The organism is Bacillus cereus group sp. BceL291 (genome assembly GCF_051776705.1).
GTDB classification, from domain to species: Bacteria; Bacillota; Bacilli; order Bacillales; family Bacillaceae_G; genus Bacillus_A; species Bacillus_A cereus.
Map to the genome: position 1 here is coordinate 23,773 of NZ_JBPWAP010000030.1, position 22,893 is coordinate 46,665.

The following is a 22,893-nucleotide window of genomic DNA, read 5'->3' on the forward strand; positions in this document are numbered from 1 at the left end:
GAGTGATTTAAATGAGCAAAATAGGGGTATGTAAGGTTGATATTACGCCGCCTGTAGGTATTGATTTTGTCGGATATCATAGAGAGACAGGAATAAATAATATTGAAGAGCGTATTTATGGGACAGTTTTTGTATTTGAAAAAGATGAAATGAAAACTGTGTTTATAAGTATCGATAATATTGGGATATTAGTAGAAGATACGAATATGATCCGTGAGCGAGTAGCAAGTGGGCTTCATGTGCCATTTGAGCGAATAACGGTTGTTTATACTCATACGCATTCCGGTCCAGAGACAGTCGGTGATGATCCGCTAGTGCAGTCGTATAAAATGATTTTAGTAAATAATGTAGTACATGGTGCTGTTACTGCAAATAACAATTTAAAACGATGCGAAGTTGGATGGGGTGTTACGACAGGTGATATCGGTGTAAACCGACGAGAGAGAACATCTGATGGAAAAGCAAAGATGGGAACAAATATTGAGGGTGTTGTCGATAAACGAATTGGCATGCTGGCAATCAGAAATGCTGAAACAAAGGAGCTATCTGGGATTATAGTATTTTGTACTGCGCATCCGAATGTTTTAAAAGGTGATAGCGATGAATTATCAGCAGATTATCCTGGAATAACGAGAGAGATTCTAGAGCAGATAGTGAACTGCCCTGTTATTATTGTTCAAGGTGCCGCTGGAAATGTGAATGCGAAATATCGCGGTTCAAGGGAAGCGTTAAAACAAATGGCTTACATACTTAGTGGACATGTATTAACGATGTTACCAACAGTTACATATAGTCCAATTGTAAAATTAAGGACAGTTTCAAGTATGATGCAAATGAAGTTGAAGGATATTCCTGAAATTGATGAGATACGAAGCATGGCTCGATTAGCCGAGAAGCAGTGGGGCGTGAATACGGATGAATGGCTTGCTATCGTATTAGAGAAATATAGGCAAGGTATTCGGAAGTTACGTATAGATTTAGAAGTTCAACTGTTTCAAGTTAATGATGGTATGTTTTCAGGTATACCGATGGAACCTTTTTCAGAAACTGCCTTAGCAATGAAAGAGAGCCTTCAAAATGAATTGGCTTTCTTTGGTGGATATATGAACGGATATATTGGTTATTTACCGACAAAAGACGAATATGCATATGGCGGATATGAAGTAGAATTAAGTCCTATTGTGTATGGAACAGTTACAAATTTGTTAATGCCACCGGGAGAGAATACTGCGGAGTTGATTGTGAAAAAGGTTATGGATTTATGTAATATGGTGAAACTTTAATGAGACAGATTTTTGAACGCAGAGTAAAGAATATGACTAATTGTGTGGTTTTGTTAAGTTAACATAATTAATAGTGATTATCATTATTAATTACGTTGACTTTTAAAAAAAGAAAAACTAGAATTTATAAAGGGATCTTCAATTGTTCGCTATCATTTGTATAGGAGGTAAGTTATGTTGTATAGCTTTATTTCTATAAGATGTAGGTTGGCTCTTTATAGTTTTGGTGTTCTTTTAATCTTTTTTGTATAGTATTTTTGGTGAATCAAAAGGTGTATGCAGAAGATGTACCGTGGACATCAGTTTCAAATGAGGGAGAACGTGTACTTTTTCAAGAACAATCTTTGTATAGTAATGATCGAAGGGGAGAAGATCTTGTTTCGCCTTCATTTGAAGGGCGTAAACATGGTAGGGAAGATTGGGGATACTTATTAAGAGACAGTAATTTTAATTATCCATCTAATATCCTTACACATTCTATAATAGGAAGAGATGATCGAATTAGAGTTACTGATACAACTTTGTATCCTTATAGGGCTATAGTACACATAGTAATTCAATTTAATGGACAAGAGGTTTATGGGTGTACAGGAGCGCTAATTAGTAAAGATACAGTATTTACAGCTGGGCACTGTGTTTACAATAAAAAGCTTGGTGGATGGGCAAAAAATGTTATTGTGACTCCTGGTAGAAATGGAAACCAAGCACCGTATTTGCCTTATAGTTGGACAAAGCTTTATTCAGTAAGTGGATGGACTGATGATGGAGATTCGGAATTTGATTATGGAGCCATTAAATTAAATGGATCTCCTGGAGATTATACAGGGTGGTTAGGATATAGAACTACTAATGTAGAGTCTCCAAAGGGGGTTACTCGCAGTAGTTCCAGGGTATCCGTGTGATAAAGTAGGAAATGAAAAATATACTATGTGGACAGATTATGGACCAATTGAAGGCACTAGTCCTAGAATTTTAACATATAGGATGGACACTTATGGATGTCAAAGTGGAGCACCCGTATATCATGACTATTCTCGTACGGGTGTAACAATAATAGCTACCCATACAGTAGGAAGTAATTCTTGGAATTCTGGAAACCGGGTGACAGACGATGTTTTTAATAATCTTAAAAAATGGTCTGAATAAATATAATAAGCTTTTATGGATTTTATTTTGTGTATTGGTCATAATCGTAATGACTAGTTATATAGTAAATAATGAAAAGAAGTTTAGTAAGGTTGTTAATTCTGTAACTTTTCACGTGAAAAATAAAGAAAAACAGCCAATAAAAGATTTTGAAATTATACTTATGAAAGACGAATCACCTGAACCCAGTAAAGAAATTGGGATCTCAATAGGGAAAACAGACGAAGAAGGAAAAGTTATTTGGAGGAATGTGAGAACGGGAAAATATATCGTATTTTTGCCAAATAACGAGACACAGATGGTTATGATTAATGATAGAGGTGCAACGAAAAAAATAAATATATCATTGTAGAAAAAGAGTCCATTGGGATTCGTTTTCTCAGGTTGTGGCATTAAAGAATTTTACGTGGAATGGATCTAACCTTATGTGAAGAAGCTATTGATTTTGAAACTTTAAATACAGGTGTATTTAAATTTTCAAAACACGTATTTATACATTGGTTTAATCGTGCAGAAAGTTATAGAACTATACGCAAAAGAACTTGGAGGTATCTAAGTTCTTTTTTATTTGTTTCAAATTTGTGAAAGAAAGACATACTGATTGAAATTAAATTTTTTACACTCTATCATATACCCATACAGGTATAGGTTTTTGTTTAATGCATGAGGAAATTAAATAATAAATAACATGGAGGTTTGAAATATGTCTAGAAAAATTGTTGTAGTAGGCGGAGTTGCTGGCGGGGCATCAGTAGCTGCAAGGCTTCGTCGTTTAAGTGAGGAAGATGAAATTATTATGGTTGAACGCGGTGAATACATTTCGTTCGCAAACTGTGGATTGCCATATTATATTGGCGGTGTCATTACAGAAAGACAAAAGTTATTAGTACAAACTGTTGAAAGGATGTCAAAACGTTTTAATTTAGATATACGTGTATTGAGTGAAGTTGTAAAGATTAATAAAGAAGAGAAAACAATTACGATAAAGAATGTAACTACAGATGAAACATATAACGAGGAATATGATGTTTTGATTCTTTCACCAGGGGCGAAACCAATTGTTCCACCTATTCCGGGCATTGAAGAAGCGAAGGCGTTGTTTACGTTACGAAATGTACCTGATACAGATCGTATAAAAGCGTATATTGATGAGAAGAAACCACGTCATGCGACGGTTATTGGTGGAGGATTTATTGGAGTGGAAATGGTTGAGAATTTAAGAGAACGCGGGATTGATGTTACTCTTGTAGAGATGGCGAATCAAGTAATGCCACCAATCGATTATGAAATGGCAGCATACATACATGAACATATGAGAAATCACAATGTTGAGCTTGTTTTAGAAGATGGTGTAGATGCGTTAGAAGAAGACGGGGCTATTGTACGTTTAAAAAGTGGCTCAGTTATAAAAACAGATATGATTATTTTAGCAATTGGTGTACAACCAGAGAGTAGTTTAGCGAAAGAGGCAGGATTAGCATTGGGAGTTAGAGGAACGATAAAGGTAAATGAGAAATTTCAAACATCTGACCCATATGTATATGCAATTGGTGATGCGATTGAAGTGAAAGATTTTGTTACAGAAATAGAAACGCTGATTCCTTTAGCGTGGCCAGCTAATCGTCAAGGTCGCATGTTAGCAGATATTATTCATGGTCATACGGATTCTTTATATAAAGGTACGATGGGAACTTCTGTGGCTAAAGTTTTTGATTTAACAGTTGCTTCGACTGGAGTGAATGAGAAAATATTAAAACGACTAAATATACCCTATGAGGTAGTACATGTACAGGCAAATTCTCATGCGGGATATTATCCGAATGCTACGCCTGTGCTAATAAAATTAATCTTTAATAAAGAAAGTGGAAAAATTTATGGAGCGCAGGCGTTAGGGCGTGATGGTGTAGATAAGCGTATTGATGTTATTGCAACGGCAATGAAGGCAAACTTAACTGTAATCGATTTGCCGGATTTAGAATTATCATATGCCCCGCCCTATTCTTCTGCAAAAGACCCAGTAAACATGGTGGGGTATGCGGCAAGTAATATAGTAGATGGTTTTGTGGACACAGTGCAATGGCATGAAATAGATCACATTGTTAAAAATGGTGGATATCTTATTGATGTTCGAGAGCCTAATGAACTAAAACAGGGAATGATTAAAGACTCTATTAATATTCCGTTAGATGAATTACGTGATCGATTGGATGAAGTGCCAATGGACAAAGAAATATATATCACTTGCCAACTTGGTATGAGAGGGTATGTTGCAGCGCGCATGTTAATGGAAAAAGGATATAAGGTAAAGAACTTAGATGGTGGCTTTAAATTATACGGAACAGTAGTACCAGAACGTGTTGTATATTAATATTTTTTCATCTTCCACTTCAAAATTTGGTGGAAGATGAAAGCCTATATAGTAAGGTTTCACTTCTTGTTTTGTGAACATATAAGATAAATATTAAAAATAGGGGTTTACAAAATACCCTATAGGGTATAATATATTGTCATAGGTTATAAATAGTGACATAATGGTAATGAGGTGATTATAGAATGGAATATAATCAAGATATGAAAAATAGATTGAAACGTATTGAAGGTCAAGTTCGTGGTGTACTTCGTATGATGGAAGAAGGAAAAGATTGCCGAGAGGTTATTACACAGTTAACGGCATCTCGTTCTGCACTTGATCGTACAATTGGACTTGTTGTTGGGACAAATTTAGAGCAATGTTTGCGTGAGCAGTTTGAAAGCGGTAATGCTTCAAATGAAGAGTTAATTAAAGAAGCTGTTCAATTACTTGTAAAAAGCCGATAATCTGTCAGACATAATTGTTGACAGATTTTCAAAAACATTTTAATATACCCCTACAGGTATATGTATATAAGTTGTGGAGGAATCAATTATGAGTATAAAAGTGGATATGAGTTTAGATTGTAAAGGGTTGGCTTGTCCGATGCCGATTGTGAAAACGAAGAAGGCGATAGAAGGATTAGCACCAGGGCAAGTAATTGAAGTTCAGGCAACAGATAAAGGATCTACGGTAGATATAAAAAGTTGGGCGGGTAAAGTAGGACATCAATATATCGGGACGAAACACGAGGATAATGTATTGGTGCATTATGTTAGGAAAGCAAACGAGCATGAAGTGAATGAAATTGTGAAATATCCACATACAATTACGAATGCAGAATTACAGTCTATATTGTCTCATGGAGAAGAGAGCATTGTATTAGATGTTCGCGAAGCAGCGGAATTCGCTTTTGGTCATATTCCATCGGCTATTTCAGTTCCATTAGGCGAACTTGGTAGTGCGGAATTAGATCAGACGAAGCAAATTTACGTCGTTTGTCGAACTGGTAACCGTAGTGATGTAGCTTGTCACATGTTGAAAGAGAAAGGTTATGCAAATGTGAAAAATGTCATCCCAGGCACGTTAGAGTGGAAAGGGAATGTTGAAAAATAAAATTTTTTAAATAAAAATATACCTACGGGGGTAATGAGATGAATGTTAAAGCATTACAAGCAAAAGATGTGGCAGAGAAAGTGTTATTCGGAGAGTTATTCATTTTAGATGTTCGTAATGAGGCGGATTATGAAGATTGGAAAATTGAAGGGAAACAAGTTTCTTCTATTAATAGACCTTACTTTGACTTGTTAGATGGTGTAGATCATATTGTAAGTGAATTACCTAAAGATAAAGATGTTTTAGTAGTATGTGCAAAAGAAGGGTCTTCTATATTTGTAGCAGAGCAATTAACAGAGGCTGGATTAGAAAATATTTATTATTTAGCTGGTGGCATGAAGGCTTGGAGTGAATATGTAAAGCCTATAAAAGTTGGAGATTTAAAAAATGGTGGAAGTATGTATCAGTTTAACCGCCTTGGAAAAGGCTGTTTATCTTATATGGTCGTTTCAAATGGTGAAGCAGCAGTTATTGATGCAGTAAGAACAGTTGAAGCATATGAAGAATTTGCGAAAGAGCATGGCGTTACGATTACGAATGTAATGGATACACATTTACATGCAGACCATATTTCCGGAGGACGTAAGTTAGCGGAAAAGGTAGGTGGTACGTATTGGTTACCACCAAAAGATGCAGAGGAAGTTGTTTTCTCATACGAACCGCTTGTTGAAGGATCTGTTATTACGGTGGGGGGTACTAAAATTGTAATTGACGCATTATACTCACCAGGGCATACGATTGGAAGTACGTCATTCATTGTAGATGATTCTTATTTATTATCAGGCGATATTTTATTTGTAGATTCAATTGGGCGTCCTGATCTTGCTGGTAAGGCTGAAGATTGGGTGAGTGATTTACGTAATACTTTGTATAGCCGATATAAAGAGCTATCTCAAAATTTAGTTGTGTTACCGGCTCATTATTCAAAAATAAGTGAAATGAACGAAAGTGGTATCGTTAGTGCAAAATTAAAAGATTTATTTGAGCATAATGCAGGATTAAATATTGAGGATGAGGGAGAGTTCCGTAAAGTTGTAACAGAAAACTTACCACCTCAGCCAAATGCATATGAAGAAATTCGTCAAACCAATATGGGTAAAATTCACCCAAGTGTGGATAAAGAGCGTGAAATGGAGATTGGTCCAAATCGTTGTGCAGTGCACGAATAATGAAATAAATAAAAAATGGAGGAATTGATGATGAATATAAAACAAGTGTTAGATGCGAAAGGTTTAGCATGTCCAATGCCGATTGTAAGAACAAAGAGAGCAATGGATGCTCTACAAACTGGAGAAGTGTTAGAAATACATGTAACGGATAAAGGATCAGTTAAGGATATTCCAGCGTGGGCAAATAAAAGTGGTCATGACATCGTAAAGCATGTAGAAGAAGCTGAGGTGCTGAAGTTTTGGATTAAGAAGGCGTAGCATGTTTATAAATGTAGAGAGGTTGGTTATATGAACACAATATTAAGTACGCTTTTCATTGTACTTGCTGCATGGTTTGTTATTTCACGATTTTTACCAGTGAAAGGTGTTCAAAATATAAATGGCAAAGAATTGAAAAGTATAGTGGGGAAAAAGGGGAAGTATTTTATTGATGTCCGTACAGTAGGTGAATATAGAGGGAATCATATGAAAGGCTTTCAAAATATCCCCCTAAATGATCTAGCAAGTAAGGCGAATCAATTAGATAAGAATAAGGAAGTAATCGTTATTTGCCAAAGTGGAATGAGAAGTAAGCAAGCAGCAAAGGTATTAAAGAAATTAGGATTTCAGCACGTTATCAATGTTTCAGGCGGTATGAATGGTTTGTGAGGAGGGAATTTAAAATGAAAGAAATGACAGTAAAAGAATTGGAAGAAAAGTTGTTACGTAAAGAAGCAGTAAATATCGTGGACGTACGTGAAGTAGAAGAAGTAGCCGAAGGGAAAATTCCAGAAGCGTGTAATATTCCACTAGGACTATTAGAGTTTCGTATGCATGAGTTGGATAAAAAGAAAGAGTATATTATCGTTTGTCGTTCTGGCGGAAGAAGTGCACGAGCAGTTCAGTTTTTAGAGAGCTACGGTTTTCAAGCAATTAATATGGTAGGTGGTATGTTAGCATGGGAAGGTAAAGTCGTATAGTACAGGGATACATGATTTGAGCCTTTTTATAAATGATAAAATACCCCTATAGGTAATCGGAGGGAGAACAACATGGAACAACAGAAGAAAACAACAATCGTTTTATTTAGCGGAGATTATGATAAAGCAATGGCTGCTTATATTATTGCAAATGGTGCAGCGGCGTATGATCAAGAGGTAACTATTTTTCATACTTTTTGGGGATTAAATGCTTTAAGGAAAGATGAGCATGTGAAGGTAAAGAAAACTTTTATAGAAAAAGTGTTTGGAAAAATGATGCCACGCGGTGCGGATAAGATGGGATTATCAAAAATGAATTTTGCAGGTATGGGACCAAAGATGATTAAAGGTATTATGAAAAAACATAATGCGATGCCTTTACCAGATTTAATCGATTTGGCGAAAGAACAGGGGATTAAACTTGTCGCTTGTCAAATGACAGTAGATTTATTAGGGTTAAAAGAGGAAGAGATTATGGAAGGGGTAGAGTTTGCAGGAGTAGGAGCTTATTTAGCAGATGCTTCGGATGGGAATGTAAACTTATTCATTTAATTCATCTTCTTTCTAGAAGGGAGGGGATGTAAGATGAGCTTAGTCGTATTACTTTTTATAATTGGATTTATAGGATCGTTTATATCAGGAATGGTTGGAATTGGCGGTGCGATTATTAATTATCCGATGATCTTATACATTCCGGTATTGCTGGGATTTTCTGGCTATACATCACATGAAGTGAGCGGTATTACAGCGGTACAAGTATTCTTTGCAACTTTTGCAGGCGCTTGGGCATACCGGAAAAGTAATGACATGAATAAAACGTTAGTTATGTATATGGGAGCTAGTATATTAATAGGAAGCTTCATAGGGAGTTTCGGTGCTAACATATTAGAGGAACATACAGTCAATGTTGTTTATGCAGCATTAGCTACAATTGCAGCTATTATGATGTTTGTACCGAAACAAAATAATAGTGGAGATGTGAAGTATAATAAATGGTTAGCAAGCTTGTTAGCGTTCGTTGTAGGGGGAGCTTCAGGCATTATAGGAGCTGGAGGTTCGTTCCTTTTAGTTCCCATTATGCTAGTTATTTTAAAATTACCACTGCGCATGACGATCGCAACATCTATCGCTATTACGTTTATTTCCTCAATAGGGATTACTATAGGAAAAATGGTTACTGGGCAAGTAGTTATCATTCCAGCTCTAATTATTGCGGTTGCCAGTATATTTGCTGCGCCACTTGGAGCACGAGTCGGGAAGAGGCTAAATCAAAAAGTACTGCAATATGTATTGTCCACTTTAATTGTAGGCACTGCTGTTAAAATGTGGATCGATATGATATCAAAATAAAAGGATGGTGCTGCTTACAGCCCATCCTTTTATTTATTGCCCGTAAACCTAACGGATTATAGTTTTACTTTATGCCCAAATAACTTTCATTAAGTTTTTATATTCGTCATTTGCTAATTTATATAGCATTCTCGTATGTTCAAAGACAAGTGCGGGATTAAAGTTTGGTTCTGAGAATGCAAGAGATGTTGAAATATCAATTGCATTTTGCTTATTTAATGTGAATTTTGCAAAGCGATAAGATGTATTTAATTCATTGATGACATGTAAAATATCATTTGTTGATGTTGCATCAGGCACGTGAGCAACATTGAAGCAGTATATATCCACCGTAGGATGTTCGTTTTGGAAAGCAGCGATAAGTTGAATCTTTGCGCCAGCTTCAGTCTCTAATCCTACTGAAAAATGAACAGAGCCATCATTTTCATCTATATTTTCTTCCATGTATATATCGTTAGATTTTAAGTAGTCTTTAAAATCTGAGATGTTATGTTTTACTGCAGCTTTCATATGTATGAGCCCCCTGATAATTGGAATAGATTGCTACTATTTATTATAATTTAAAAATATTAAAAAAGATAGTTAGAAAGTTCTGATTTTTATATTTGGAAGAATAAAAAGAAGCGGTTCTCTACCTCCATAGAGAACCGCTTCTATATTATTCATTGTCATTAGACGATGTTTCTGTATCTTCACTGCTATTTTTGTTCTTATTTTTCACTTCATTGTTATTTGATTCGCGTTCACTTGAATTTTCAGACTTAGATTCTTTTGTCTTTTTCGAATCAGAGTTTGAGTCAGACTTTGTATATGCAGGTAGCCCAAGATGAGTACGAAGTTCATTTGTAACATTAGCTAATTCTTTTTTATCTGGATTGTAGTAGTAAGTTCGACCACCACCAGCAGATTTGCTACAAGTATCGTCACCTTTTGCCATATAGCAATCATCACCTTGGATTTGTAATTTCTCAATTTCCGAATCCGATCCATATTTATAGAATGAAAGCATATCATCAAATGTTAAGTTTGTAACGAATTGTCCGTTAATATCATCAATGATGTTGCCAACTTTTGTTACAGAACCAACACTTGTTAGTTTCTTTAAAATAGCTTCGATAACGAGTTGTTGACGTTGTCCACGCATTGCATCACTATCGATGTGTCTTGTTCTAGCAAGAGCAAGAGCTTCTTCGCCATTTAACTTTTGAACACCTTTTTCTAGGTGAATTGCCTCTGCATTATCATTGCTATCTTGCTCAGTAAATTCAACTGGTACATCAACTTCAACACCGCCCAAGTCATCGACGATTTTTATAAATGATTTAAAGTTGAATTTTACAAAATAATCGACAGGAACATTCATTAATTTTTCAACTGCATCAATGCTTGCTTGTGGTCCACCATTTTTTCCGTTTTTAGCAGAACCGAATGCATGAGCGTGTGTAATTTTATCTTTTTTCTTTTCTATTGGAATATAAGTATATGTGTCACGTGGGATACTTAATAGTTTAACAGTTTTGCTATCTTTATTAAAAGTTGCAAGTAAAAGCGCATCTGTTCTTATAGCGTCACCATATTCTTTTCCTCGGACATCGCTTTCATCAACACCCATTATTAAAACAGAGACATTGTTCGTAATAGGTTTAACAGCTTTATCACGTAAATCAGATTTATCACCGCGTGCTAAATCGTGTGCGGCATTTCGAACAGCAGAAGATGCTTTATTTACTAAAAACCAAGTATAACCGCCGCCTATTAATAAAACGAATAGTATAGCGCTTATAATAACTTTTATTTTTTTCTTATTTTTTTTCGGGTTACTGCGTGTATTTTCTTGCAAAGATGGGTTTTGCTCCATTTCCTGTACTCCTTCATTTGGATTGAAATACGACACTCATATCCACTTATTATAATGAAATTTAGCGAAAAAAAACATTACAAATCATTTACATTTCGTAAAAATTCAATTTATTTATAAAAAGTCAGATTTTCTATATATTATTTGTCAGATGTAGAATAAGTATAAGGGCTTTTAGTAGAAATGAAAATATATATTATGAGAAAGTGATAGGGAAGTAAGATTTGTTGAAATATAGCCAAGAAGAAATGAGTAAGCTTACTTATTTTTTCTATATAATAAGGAAGAATTTGACGGATAAAGGAGAGAGCATAATGAATCATACATTATTCCGAGCAATCGTTGTGAATGAAACGGAAAATCATCAGTTTGTAAGTAAAGTTGTTGAGAGAGAAGTAAGTAGTTTACCTGAGGGAGACGTAATCATACAAGTTCATTATTCTTCATTAAATTATAAAGATGCTCTTTCAGCTACTGGTAATAAAGGTGTTACGAGAACATATCCTCATACGCCGGGAATTGATGCTGCAGGAGAAGTTGTGAGTAGTGAAGATAACTCTTTTAAGGTAGGAGATCAAGTTATTGTAACGGGATATGACTTAGGTATGAATACCTCTGGTGGTTTCGGAGAATATATTCGCGTGCCATCATCTTGGGTCGTGCCTTTACCAGAAGGAATGTCATTAAAGGAAAGTATGATGTATGGGACAGCAGGTTTTACTGCGGCTTTGTCGGTATATAAGCTTATTGGAGCAGGAATCAAGCCTAATATGGGAGATGTTTTAGTAACGGGTGCTACAGGCGGCGTAGGGAGTGTAGCTGTTAGTATATTAAGTAAGTTAGGGTTTAACGTAGTAGGAGCGACAGGAAAAATGGAAGAGAAAGATATGCTACTACGTCTAGGAGCGAAAAAAGTGATTCATCGCGCGGAATTGAATGATGAATCAGGAAGACCGATGTTAAAAGGGATATACGCCGGAGTTATTGATACTGTAGGTGGACGTATGTTAGAAACAGCTTTAAAAACAGTAAAGTATGGTGGTTGTGTAACGACATGCGGTAATGTGGCAGGTCAGGAACTACAAACAACGGTATATCCGTTTATTTTACGGGGCATAAGCCTTTTAGGGGTAGATTCCGTGCAATGTCCAGTAGATGTGAGAAGAGATGTTTGGACGCTTTTAGCGAATGAATGGGGAAATAAAGAGTTACTGTCTTATATAGAAGAATGTACATTAGAAGAATTAGAGAAGAAGTTTACACTTATATTGCAAGGAAAGTTAAAAGGAAGAACAGTTGTTAAAATATAATGAAAAAAGAGACGCTTACGTTAGCGTCTCTTTCTTATTATAATGATTGTTTTAAATTGATTTTTCCTTGTTCACCTAAAACACCGTCAGCGATATTTACAGCGTGATCGCCAATGCGCTCTAAGTTACTTACCATATCGACGAAGATGATACTTGCATCACCTGAACAGCTGCGTTCGTTTAGACGTAATACGTGACGTTTACGAAGAACACGTTCCATTTGGTCGATTTTGCGTTCTTTTGCAATAACAGTTTGAGCTAGTTCAGTATCGAAGTTTGTTAAAGCTTCAACTGAGTCGTGCAGTGTTGAAATTGTTAACTCAAGCATTTCGTTTAATTCAGCTAATGCTTCATCTGATAGTGAAACACGGTTTGAAATTTGGAAATCTACAAGTTCTACAAGGTTTTCTACATGATCACCGACACGTTCAATATCTCCAACAACACCTGCTAAAACAGAATGTTTTTCAGAATCCGTAGGTGAAAGTGGCTTTTCTGATAATAAAACTAAATACTCGGTAATTTTTTTATCTAAATTGTTAATAGCTCCTTCTAATTGAGTAGCCATGTTTGCGTGTTTTTTGTCTTGTGTATTTAAAAATTGATTTGCTTCTTTTAATCCATGTAATGAGAACTCAGCCATACGGATAATCTCTTTTTGAGCTTCAGTTAAAGCGATGGCTGGAGATTGTTCAATAAAGATTGGATTTAAATGTTGTGGTTTGAAGTCAATCGCTGCATCTTCACCACGAATAATTTTTGTTACGATCCATGCTAACACTGCAATGAACGGGAATTGAATGATTGTATTTGTTACGTTAAATGTTCCGTGTGCAAATGCAATAGTCATTTCTGGATTCAAGTTTAATGATGTTTGGAAATATTGAATTAAACTTGTAAATGGTACTAATAAAATTGTAAAGATAATTGTACCGATAATATTAAAGATAACGTGAACTAATGCTGCACGTCTTGCGGCAATAGAAGTACCGATTGCTGCTAATACAGCTGTAATTGTTGTACCGATGTTATCACCGAATAATACAGGAAGAGCTGCTTGTAAATCGATTGCACCTTGACCGAATAGTTCTTGTAAAATACCAATAGTTGCACTTGAACTTTGTACAATTAAAGTAAAGACTGTACCAACAACAATTACTAAAATTGGATTATCACTCATGCTAACTGTTAATTCTTGGAATGATTCTAAAGAACGAAGAGGTTTCATACCTGCACTCATTAATTCTAAACCGAAGAATAACATACCAAAACCGAATACAACTTGACCTACAGAATGTACTTTTTTATTTTTAAAGAAGAATAGTAAGATTGCTCCAATTGCCATAACTGGGAGAGCATATTCTCCGATTTTAATTCCGATAATAAATGCAGTAACTGTCGTACCGATGTTTGCACCCATAATAACACCGATTGCTTGTCTTAATGTCATAAATCCGGCACTTACAAGTCCGACTGTTAAAGCAGTTGTTCCTGAACTGGATTGGATTAATACCGTAACTAACATACCTGCTAGTACACCCATAAGTGGGTTTGTTGTAAAACGATCTAGAATATCGCGAAGACGATCTCCAGCTGCTTGTTGCAGTCCATCGCCCATGTATTTAATCCCGAATAAGAAAATACCTAATCCACCAATGAACTGGAAGATCATATCTTGAACATTATATTCCACGCATTCCACTCCTTAAATTTCATGTACGATGTAATTATTAACTGAACCTTGAGGCACTGTAAACGGTTTGCTAGTAAAATTTACACTAAATTTACAAAGAGAAGAAAAGTTTACAATCCCTTAAAGAAACAGCTGTGTTCTATTGGTTTTCATCTTGTATAAATCTTAATTTTGTAAAGAAATCACACTTTTTAGAATAATATTGTTCAGTCGAATATTAAGGAAAGCGTCTGCGAGTTCATCGTATATTTTTTGATGAAAGTTAAAAAATATGTAGGAAAATGCATGTAGTTTTATAACAGCAAAACGAGGGGAAATAATTCTTTTAACACGATAAAAAAGCCACTGAATTATCCAGCAGCTTTTTCCGTGTTTTTATCGCCATGCTTTTGTTTTCTTATGCTTGTAATGTAAATGAAGAGAAAAGCAATAAGTAATAGAGAGGAGTAACGATATACAGTTGCATAGTTTGTAAAATGAGCAATAAATCCAAATATAATCGCTCCAGCGCCGATTCCAAGGTCAAATGCGGAGAAGAATGTAGCCGTTGCTACGCCGCGTCGATGCGGTGCTACGCGGTCAATCATCCATGCTTGTAGTGCAGGTTGGATCGCTCCAAAACCACTTCCGTAACATGCTGCAGCAATAATTAAGCTCGGAATTGTCGTCGTATACGACAATAAAATAATGCCTGTAAAAGTTATAATAACCCCCGGAATGATGACGAATGTATGGCCTTTCGCATCATATAGCTTTCCAGAGAATGGACGAGTTACAGCGATTGCTAGTGCGTTACATAAAAAGAAGAGACTAATATCAGCTATGCCGACTTCTGTAGCAAATAGAGTGATAAAACTTCCGATTCCTCCGTACATTAATGTAATACATAATATTAATAATGAAGGAAGTAAAGCTTTACGCTCAATAAATCCATCGAGAAAAGTACTAGATGATTGTTGTGGAGGCTGTTTCGATTTTTGGATTTGAAGTAGTTTCGTTAATATTAATGAAACAATTGTGCACGATAATGCACATAAAAAAAGAATTGTGAAGTTATATGTTTGCATAAGCCATAGTCCGATAAGTGGACCGAGGGCCATTGCAATTGTTCCAGAAAGGCCAAAATATCCCATGCCTTCTCCGCGGCGAGCTGAGGGAATTAAATCAGAAACGACAGTTCCATATGTAGTCGTTGTAATACCGAAACCAGCTCCGTGTAAAATACGAACAGCAAGCAAGAGAAAGATAGTTGAGGCGAAAAGGTAACTGCCCATAGCGAGTAAACAGATAGCAGTGCCGATCATTAAAATGATTTTTTTATTGAATTTTTGCAAGGCGTTCCCAGTTAGCGGTCTAACAAAAAGTGCCGCAACGGTAAACATGCCGACAACAAATCCGATATTGGAACTTGTGCCACCAATTTCTTTCACATAAACAGGTAAGGTTGGAATTAACATTTGAAACCCTAAAAACATACATAAGTTTGCAAAAATTAAAGCAACAAACTCTTTCGTCCATAACGGTTCTCGTTTTACGAGTATTGCTTCTCCCATATATTCATCCCCTATATAAAGTTTTCTCTTTTCTTTCGAGTATATGTATTGGCCAATGTAACAGTCAAGGAAGGTGTCTTGAAAACGGATAACAATTTTTAAGATGAAAAACTGACAAATTTGTGTAAAAGCTACACAACTATGAAAAAAAGATGTAAAGTATAGATGTATAGACTTGTAGGTGTTAAGAATGATAGAAATTGTTTTTTCTTTAAAGAAAGCGGATTCAAAAGAGTAGTGAACAAGAAGGGGATATATACTTTTTCACTACATATATTTGAAAAGGTTTACAATATGGTGAAGAAAGAGGCGTGTACATATGAGACGATTAGGTATTTCTATTTATCCAGAACATTCAACAGTAGAGAAAGATAAGGAGTATTTAACATTAGCAAGTAAATATGGATTTACACGTGTGTTCACATGTTTATTATCTGTGGATGGAGAAAAAGAGAAAATTATAGAAGAATTTAAAGAAACGATCTCTCATGCGAATGCATTAGGGTTCCAAGTATTAGTTGATATTAGTCCATCTGTTTTTGAACAATTAGGTATTTCGTATAATGATTTATCATTCTTCCATGAATTAGGTGCGTACGGTATTCGTTTAGATGTCGGTTTCTCAGGATTAGAAGAATCAATTATGACTTATAATCCGTATGGTTTGAAAATTGAGATTAATATGAGCAATGGTACGAAGTATGTAGATAACATTATGAGTCATAGACCAAATCGTGAAAATTTAATTGGTTGTCATAATTTTTATCCGCATCGTTATTCAGGATTATCATACGATCATTTCATTAAATGCTCGAAACAATTTAAAGATTACGGTATGAGAACGGCAGCTTTTATTTCATCATTTGATGCAACATACGGACCTTGGCCAGTAACAGAAGGGTTATGTACATTAGAGCAGCATCGTGAATTACCGATGACAACACAGGCGAAGCATTTATTCGCGACTGAATTAATTGATGATGTTATTATTGCAAACGCATATGCGTCAGAAGAAGAATTACAAGCACTAGGTGCATTAAATAAAGAGAAACAAACATTTGATATAGAAATATATGATACAACGACAGAACTAGAAAGAATTATCGTATTAGACGAACCACATTTTTATCGCGGAGATGTATCTGAATATATGATTCGTTCTACACAAAGTCGTGTGAAATATAAAAAAGAAGAATTTAAACCTCATAATACGCGCGAAATTAAGCGTGGAGATTTATTAATTGATAATGAACAATATGGCCAGTATAAAGGCGAATTACAAATTGCATTAAAAGATATGGTGAATACAGGAAAAACAAATGTAGTTGGTCGAATTGTAGAAGAAGAGATTTTCTTACTAGACTATTTACAAGCATGGGATAAATTCGGATTTACATTAAAGAAATAGAGAGAATATAAAGGGGAAAAACTACTGATTTCAGCAGCTTTTCCCCCTTTATATATAAAGAGCGAGAGGAAGAGCTATGACAAAGGTGCATCAGCGATTAATTTCTATTTTAGAGGAATTTTTAGAAGAGAAATCGATGTTAAATCGAGCTTTTTTAGCAGGCCGTTTACATGTATCAACGAAGACGATTCAAAAGGATATAAAATTATTAAATGATATATTGGAAGAAAACGGAGCGAAAATCGAATCGCAAAGAGGGAATGGGTACGAATTAGAAATTATACAAAAGAAGAAATTTGAAGACTTTTGTGTGAGTCTATTTCAAAAACAGATGGAAAAGATCCCAACTTCTTATGAAGAAAGAATAGCGTACATTCTGCAGCGTGTTTTAATGATAGAGGGATATGTGAAGCTTTCAGAATTAGCGGAAGAGATGTATGTGAGCAAATCAACGGTCAATTTAATTATGAAAGATGTTACAGATATATGTGGTTGCTATGAATTACAAATTGAGAAGAGACCGTATTATGGTATACGTATTGTTGGAGAGGAATTTAATATTCGTTCTTGTTTATCACAATATGGTTTACCGCGTTATGATCATACTCCGTTTCATGAGCAATTTGAGCAGACGGAGACATATTTATCGCTACCTCATATATCACTCATTCGTTCAATTATATTAAAGTATATTGAAGGCGGAACAATATATTTATCTGATATAGAAATTGATAATTTAGTCATTCATATTGCAATCGCATTAAAGCGTTGTCAAAGTCAACACTATATAAAAGGAATGCATGCGGAGCAATCAGAACTTATACTAAAGAAAGAATATACAATTGCGAAGCAGATTTTAGGAGATTTAGAGAAAGAGTTGAAATTTTCATTTCCAGAAGAAGAAGTATTATATGTGACGATGCATTTATTAAGTACTGCTGTTACAACGAGAGATCGCTATGAAAATGTAGAAGAGCTATTAGGAAAAGATATATATGCATTTATGCAACATATTCTTTTTAAAGTAGCGGAAGAACGGAATCTTATTTTTTATTATGATGAAGAATTATTATTTGGATTTGGTATTCATTTAAAAACGTTATTAAATCGTTTGAAGTATAAGTTAAATACGAGAAATCCTCTTTTGGCAGAAGTGAAAAAGAATTATCCGTATGCTTTTGAAATTGCGGTTCTTGTTGGAGATATCATTGGTGAATATACGGGTGAATCAATCCCTGAAAGTGAAATTGGTTATATTGCAATTCACTTCGGCGGAGCGATGAGCCGTTTGCAGGAGCAAAATCAAAAGAAAAGATGCTTATTAGTTTGTGCGACTGGTCAAGGAAGTGCACAACTATTAAAATATAAAATTTTATCACAGTTCCGAGATAAATTAGAGATTGTAGGTATTACAGGCTATTATCAATTGAAAGTAGAAGATCTTTATAAAGAAAAAATAGATTGTATTATTAGTACGATTCATATACCGAGTGGCTTGCCTGTTCCAGTTATAAAAGTGAATTCAATATTTGATGATAAAGAGATTAAATCGATTGGTCAGCGGTTGTTTACGCATGTGAATACTAGTGTGCAGCCTTATATTAAGGAAGATTTAATCTTTTTAAATCATAATGCTTCTACGAAAGAGGATGTTATTCAGTTTTTATGTGAGAAAGCTGCTGAGAAACGCTATGTACCAGAAAACTTTTATGCTTCTGTTATGGAAAGAGAAAATACGTCTCCGACAGCGGTTGGGAATTCAGTTGCAATCCCGCATCCGATGCAGTTATTAAGTGAGGAAACTTTTCTGATGTTTTGCACACTTGAAAAGGCTGTTGATTGGGGAGATAAAAAAGTACAAGTAATTATTTTATTTAGTGTAAAGCGCAATAATAATGAAGATTTGCAAAGGCTTTATGATTTTTTATATGATATTATGTCTAGTCAAACTACGATAGAGAAACTTACTCAGACCGAGGTAATTGAAGATTTTCAAGAAATTTTATTATCATTTTGAAAAAGTATATAAAAACTTCCGTTACATAACGGAAGTTTTTTATGTTTAATTGTATGCGTTTTCATAATAAGATAAAAATATAGAAAACATATAGCTTGGGGGAATTTAAAATGGCTGATATGCAAACTCCATTTGCGTTAATTTTACATGGTGGCAATGCGAGAAGCGCGGCGCTTGAAGCAATTGCTTTTGCAAGACAAGGAGATTTCGGGAATGCCGGTGAAAAGATGAAACTTGCTAGTGAGGAAATTTCAGCAGCACACCGTATTCAAACGGATTTAATTCAAGAAGAGGCAAGAGGAAATCATGCAGAAATTAGTTTACTGTTAGTGCACGCACAAGATCATTTAATGAATGCAATTACAGTGAAAGAACTGGCTGAAGAATTTATTGCTCTTCATAAACGAGTAGAAGAGAAAGTGACCGTATAAGATGTACATTTTATTATGTTGTGCAGCAGGTATGTCAACGAGTATGGTCGTAAGAAAAATGCAAGAAGAGGCAAAGAAACAGGGGAAGAATTATAAAATTAAGGCGGTTGATTCAGAACTTGTGAAACTTGAAATAAAGGAAGCAGATGTCGTTTTAATCGGTCCACAAGTGAAATATTTATTTCCAGCTGTAGAGTTTCTTGCGAACTCATACAACATACCAGTTGCGATTATAGACCAACGAGATTATGGTATGTGTGATGGTTTGAAAGTGCTTAAGCAAGCAGAACAATTAGTTTTAGCATAATTATATCTTTTTAAATATAAACATTATAATGTTATAAAGTTTATTTCATTCTTTTATAGTAGAGAGAAAGAGGAGGGCTATTGATGAATGGGTTTATGAGTTTTATGGAACAAAAGATTATGCCAACAACGCAAAAGATTGCAGGACAACGACATTTATTAGCAATTCGAAACGGGGTTATTTCTACATTACCGTTAACGATCGTCGGATCATTTTTCGTTATCTTTTTAAATTTACCAATTGATGCATATATGGAATGGATTGCACCGTTTCGCCATATTTTAGATATTCCATTTCGATTTACAGTAGGACTAATGGCATTATACGCAGCGTTTGGTGTAGGGGCTTCGCTCGCGAACTTTTATCAGCTCAATCAGTTAAGTGCAGGGTTATTATCTGTACTCGCCTTTTTACTAGCATCAGTTGAACCAATTCAAATTACGAAAGCTGTACCAGGTGTTATTGATGCAGGTAGATATATTTCAGTAGGAACATTAAGTGCAACGTCTTTATTTGGCGCAATTGTTACAGCATTAATTGCAGTAGAAATTTATCATTTTATGATTAAGCATAATATCTCGATTAAATTACCAGATAGTGTACCACCAGCAGTTTCAAATTCGTTTGCAGCATTAATTCCAACATTAGCAGTTATTCTTTTATTCTGGGGCATTCGCTACGGTTTGAAATTCGATGTAAATACAGCAATTACATATTTAATCGCACCATTAAAATCAGTATTAGTAGGAAATAATTTATTCGGTGGTTTATTAACAGTATTCTTAATCGTGTTTTTCTGGTCATTCGGTATACATGGACCAGCGATTTTAGGACCAATTATTCGTCCGATGTGGGATTCAGCAATTCTTGAAAATATGGAAGTGTTCACGGCTACAGGAAATGCACATCAGTTACCAAACTTATTTACAGAGCAATTCATTCAATGGTTCGTATGGATTGGCGGATCAGGCTCAACGTTAGCTTTAGTAATTATGTTTATGTTCTCTAAATCTAAGTTCCTAAAAGAGTTAGGTAGATTATCATTCGTACCAGGTTTATTCAATATTAACGAACCAATTATTTTCGGTGCACCAATTGTAATGAACCCAATCTTAATTATTCCGTTCGTTATTACACCGTTAGTGACAACGACAGTATCATATTTCGCAGTTGTTTCAGGTATGATTCCACTCATGATGGCGAAACTGCCATTTACGATGTTAGCACCAATTGCAGCGGTGATTAGTACGGACTGGACAATTATGGCTGGTGTACTTGTACTTGTTAACTTTGTTATCTCGTTCGTTATTTACTATCCATTCTTCAAAATGTATGAGAAACAACAATTAGCAGGAGAGGAGAAAACAGAATGCTCGGAGCAATTATCATCTTAATTACATTCGTGGTCGGACAGTGTATTGCCCATTATTCGAAATGGGTACAAAGTAAATCTTTATTAGTGTTACTACTAGTATCAGTTTTATTTATCGGTTGTTCAATGGGTGCATATGTAATGTTAGGATTGCAATCACCGTACGTAATTATTGTACCGACAATTTTATGTGCAACGTGTTTATCTGCAAAATATAGATTTACGAGCATGGCATTAATACAACGTATGAAGGAGATGCAAAAGCATGGAGCGTAAATTAGGAATTTCACTTTACCCAGAACATTCAACGAAAGAAAAAGATATGGCTTATATTTCCGCAGCGGCACGACACGGTTTTTCAAGAATATTTACTTGTTTGTTATCTGTGAATCGTCCGAAAGAAGAAATTGTAGCTGAATTTAAAGAGATTATCAATCACGCAAAAGATAACAATATGGAAGTTATTTTAGATGTAGCTCCGGCTGTGTTTGATCAGCTTGGTATTAGTTATAGCGATTTATCATTCTTCGCGGAGTTAGGCGCAGACGGTATTCGTTTAGATGTAGGCTTCGACGGGTTAACTGAAGCGAAAATGACGAATAATCCGTACGGTTTAAAAATTGAGTTAAATGTAAGTAACGATATTGCGTACTTAGAAAATATTCTTTCGCATCAAGCGAATAAATCAGCTTTAATTGGTTGCCATAATTTTTATCCGCAAAAATTCACTGGTCTTCCGTATGATTATTTCATTCGCTGTAGTGAACGCTTTAAAAAACACGGTATTCGTACGGCAGCCTTTATTACATCACATGCTGCAAACATCGGTCCATGGGATATTAACGACGGATTATGTACGTTAGAAGAGCATCGTAACTTGCCGATTGAAGTACAAGCGAAGCACTTATGGGCAACAGGGCTTATCGATGATGTGATTATCGGAAATGCTTATGCGAGTGAAGAAGAGTTAGAGAAACTAGGAAACTTCAATCGTTACATGTTACAGCTAAAGGTACATTTTGTAGACGAAGCGACTGAAATAGAAAAGAAAGCGACGCTGCAAGAGTTACACGTAAGACGCGGCGACATAACAGAGTATATGATACGTTCTACAGAAGTACGTAAAAAGTACAAAGATTATGACTTCCCAGTGCGTGAAAGTGTGCTGCAGGAAAGAGGGCAAGTTGTAATTGGAAACAATTCATTTGGTAAGTATAAAGGTGAACTGCAAATCATTCTGAAAGAAATGCCGATAGATGAACGGAAAAATATCGTCGGTACAATTGCGGAAGAGGAGTTATTCTTACTAGATTATGTAGGAGCTTGGACGCAGTTTACTTGTGTGGAATAGGGAAGATAGGGGGCGTTCCAAATTTTGGATCGCCTTTTTAATATTAAAGTACTTTTAATATCAAAATTTGTCGGTAAATCGATATCTCTTGTCGAATCGTTGATATATTATAAGTTACGATAGATATATTCGAAAAATCGTTGATATAATTTCATTTACTATGTCATTTTTCAGTAGTTTAATAGAGTAAAAAAAGAGCCAGCCTCAAGGATGAGACTGA

The 22,893-nt window shown here is 35.3% G+C and carries 23 protein-coding genes and 1 pseudogene; 20 read left to right on the plus strand and 4 right to left on the minus strand.

The window, feature by feature from the left end:
* Positions 1–11 precede the first annotated feature (11 nt).
* The 12 genes and pseudogenes from ACS2CR_RS18980 to ACS2CR_RS19035 all read left to right on the plus strand — a co-directional run bounded on the left by ACS2CR_RS18980 (position 12) and on the right by ACS2CR_RS19035 (position 9,373).
* Positions 12–1,283: a neutral/alkaline non-lysosomal ceramidase N-terminal domain-containing protein gene (locus tag ACS2CR_RS18980; RefSeq protein ID WP_053512572.1), complete on the plus strand. Its 1,272-nt coding sequence runs from the start codon at positions 12–14 to the stop codon at positions 1,281–1,283.
* A gap of 174 nt (positions 1,284–1,457) precedes the next feature.
* Positions 1,458–2,429, plus strand: a pseudogene (locus tag ACS2CR_RS18985) (trypsin-like serine peptidase).
* Positions 2,395–2,781: a DUF2606 family protein gene (locus ACS2CR_RS18990; RefSeq protein WP_053512571.1), complete on the plus strand. Its 387-nt coding sequence runs from the start codon at positions 2,395–2,397 to the stop codon at positions 2,779–2,781. Before ACS2CR_RS18985 ends, ACS2CR_RS18990 begins: the two are co-directional and overlap by 35 nt.
* 351 nt (positions 2,782–3,132) lie before the next feature.
* A complete protein-coding gene (cdr, locus tag ACS2CR_RS18995) occupies positions 3,133–4,797 on the plus strand; it encodes a CoA-disulfide reductase (RefSeq protein ID WP_053512570.1) in 1,665 nt (554 codons plus the stop codon).
* Between the two features lie 185 nt (positions 4,798–4,982).
* Positions 4,983–5,246, plus strand: a complete 264-nt coding sequence (locus tag ACS2CR_RS19000) for a metal-sensitive transcriptional regulator (protein WP_000456205.1) — start codon at positions 4,983–4,985, stop codon at positions 5,244–5,246.
* An 88-nt stretch (positions 5,247–5,334) separates the two neighbouring features.
* A complete protein-coding gene (locus ACS2CR_RS19005; protein WP_153602598.1) occupies positions 5,335–5,895 on the plus strand; it encodes a sulfurtransferase TusA family protein in 561 nt (186 codons plus the stop codon).
* A gap of 38 nt (positions 5,896–5,933) precedes the next feature.
* On the plus strand, positions 5,934–7,064 hold the full coding sequence (locus tag ACS2CR_RS19010) for an MBL fold metallo-hydrolase (protein ID WP_053512568.1): 1,131 nt from the start codon (positions 5,934–5,936) through the stop codon (positions 7,062–7,064).
* A 27-nt stretch (positions 7,065–7,091) separates the two neighbouring features.
* Positions 7,092–7,322: a sulfurtransferase TusA family protein gene (locus ACS2CR_RS19015; protein WP_033667001.1), complete on the plus strand. Its 231-nt coding sequence runs from the start codon at positions 7,092–7,094 to the stop codon at positions 7,320–7,322.
* 30 nt (positions 7,323–7,352) lie between these two features.
* Positions 7,353–7,712, plus strand: a complete 360-nt coding sequence (locus tag ACS2CR_RS19020; RefSeq protein ID WP_001092317.1) for a rhodanese-like domain-containing protein — start codon at positions 7,353–7,355, stop codon at positions 7,710–7,712.
* Positions 7,713–7,726: 14 nt separating this feature from the next.
* Positions 7,727–8,023, plus strand: a complete 297-nt coding sequence (locus ACS2CR_RS19025) for a rhodanese-like domain-containing protein (RefSeq protein WP_000661816.1) — start codon at positions 7,727–7,729, stop codon at positions 8,021–8,023.
* 72 nt (positions 8,024–8,095) lie between these two features.
* Positions 8,096–8,575 carry a DsrE/DsrF/DrsH-like family protein gene (locus ACS2CR_RS19030; protein WP_000437728.1) on the plus strand — a complete coding sequence of 160 codons (480 nt, stop codon included), beginning with the start codon at positions 8,096–8,098 and terminating at the stop codon, positions 8,573–8,575.
* A 33-nt stretch (positions 8,576–8,608) separates the two neighbouring features.
* Positions 8,609–9,373 carry a sulfite exporter TauE/SafE family protein gene (locus ACS2CR_RS19035; RefSeq protein ID WP_153602599.1) on the plus strand — a complete coding sequence of 255 codons (765 nt, stop codon included), beginning with the start codon at positions 8,609–8,611 and terminating at the stop codon, positions 9,371–9,373.
* A gap of 69 nt (positions 9,374–9,442) precedes the next feature.
* On the opposite strand, the gene ACS2CR_RS19040 is transcribed toward ACS2CR_RS19035, so the two are convergent.
* Together ACS2CR_RS19040 and ACS2CR_RS19045 are read right to left on the minus strand one after the other, a co-directional pair.
* Positions 9,443–9,883 carry a hypothetical protein gene (locus ACS2CR_RS19040; RefSeq protein ID WP_000642362.1) on the minus strand — a complete coding sequence of 147 codons (441 nt, stop codon included), beginning with the start codon at positions 9,881–9,883 and terminating at the stop codon, positions 9,443–9,445.
* A 148-nt stretch (positions 9,884–10,031) separates the two neighbouring features.
* Positions 10,032–11,231 carry an LCP family protein gene (locus tag ACS2CR_RS19045; protein WP_000437430.1) on the minus strand — a complete coding sequence of 400 codons (1,200 nt, stop codon included), beginning with the start codon at positions 11,229–11,231 and terminating at the stop codon, positions 10,032–10,034.
* A 314-nt stretch (positions 11,232–11,545) separates the two neighbouring features.
* Between ACS2CR_RS19045 and ACS2CR_RS19050 the strand changes: the two genes are divergently transcribed.
* On the plus strand, positions 11,546–12,541 hold the full coding sequence (locus ACS2CR_RS19050) for a YhdH/YhfP family quinone oxidoreductase (RefSeq protein ID WP_058840069.1): 996 nt from the start codon (positions 11,546–11,548) through the stop codon (positions 12,539–12,541).
* A 37-nt stretch (positions 12,542–12,578) separates the two neighbouring features.
* Here the strand turns inward: ACS2CR_RS19050 and ACS2CR_RS19055 are convergent, their stop codons facing one another.
* Both ACS2CR_RS19055 and ACS2CR_RS19060 read right to left on the minus strand, forming a co-directional pair.
* On the minus strand, positions 12,579–14,234 hold the full coding sequence (locus ACS2CR_RS19055; RefSeq protein ID WP_438906071.1) for a Na/Pi cotransporter family protein: 1,656 nt from the start codon (positions 14,232–14,234) through the stop codon (positions 12,579–12,581).
* 350 nt (positions 14,235–14,584) lie between these two features.
* Positions 14,585–15,787, minus strand: coding sequence for an MFS transporter (locus tag ACS2CR_RS19060; RefSeq protein ID WP_000503237.1), 1,203 nt, complete (start codon positions 15,785–15,787; stop codon positions 14,585–14,587).
* Between the two features lie 319 nt (positions 15,788–16,106).
* Here ACS2CR_RS19060 and ACS2CR_RS19065 point away from each other — a divergent pair, with 319 nt between their 5' ends.
* From ACS2CR_RS19065 to ACS2CR_RS19095, 7 genes are all read left to right on the plus strand, one after another.
* Positions 16,107–17,195, plus strand: a complete 1,089-nt coding sequence (locus tag ACS2CR_RS19065) for a DUF871 domain-containing protein (RefSeq protein ID WP_001253348.1) — start codon at positions 16,107–16,109, stop codon at positions 17,193–17,195.
* Positions 17,196–17,271: 76 nt separating this feature from the next.
* Positions 17,272–19,212: a BglG family transcription antiterminator gene (locus ACS2CR_RS19070; protein WP_053512565.1), complete on the plus strand. Its 1,941-nt coding sequence runs from the start codon at positions 17,272–17,274 to the stop codon at positions 19,210–19,212.
* A 110-nt stretch (positions 19,213–19,322) separates the two neighbouring features.
* Positions 19,323–19,643 carry a PTS lactose/cellobiose transporter subunit IIA gene (locus tag ACS2CR_RS19075; RefSeq protein ID WP_000774631.1) on the plus strand — a complete coding sequence of 107 codons (321 nt, stop codon included), beginning with the start codon at positions 19,323–19,325 and terminating at the stop codon, positions 19,641–19,643.
* A 1-nt stretch (position 19,644) separates the two neighbouring features.
* Positions 19,645–19,950, plus strand: coding sequence for a PTS sugar transporter subunit IIB (locus ACS2CR_RS19080; protein ID WP_000275642.1), 306 nt, complete (start codon positions 19,645–19,647; stop codon positions 19,948–19,950).
* An 83-nt stretch (positions 19,951–20,033) separates the two neighbouring features.
* Complete coding sequence (locus ACS2CR_RS19085; RefSeq protein WP_053512564.1) at positions 20,034–21,344, plus strand: PTS sugar transporter subunit IIC; 1,311 nt, start codon at positions 20,034–20,036, stop codon at positions 21,342–21,344.
* On the plus strand, positions 21,320–21,598 hold the full coding sequence (locus tag ACS2CR_RS19090; RefSeq protein ID WP_000900047.1) for a hypothetical protein: 279 nt from the start codon (positions 21,320–21,322) through the stop codon (positions 21,596–21,598). The genes ACS2CR_RS19085 and ACS2CR_RS19090 overlap by 25 nt, the downstream gene beginning before the upstream one ends.
* The gene (locus tag ACS2CR_RS19095; protein ID WP_053512563.1) at positions 21,588–22,673 is read left to right on the plus strand and encodes a DUF871 domain-containing protein; all 1,086 of its coding nucleotides are present in this window, start codon (positions 21,588–21,590) and stop codon (positions 22,671–22,673) included. The genes ACS2CR_RS19090 and ACS2CR_RS19095 overlap by 11 nt, the downstream gene beginning before the upstream one ends.
* Positions 22,674–22,893: the final 220 nt, after the last annotated feature.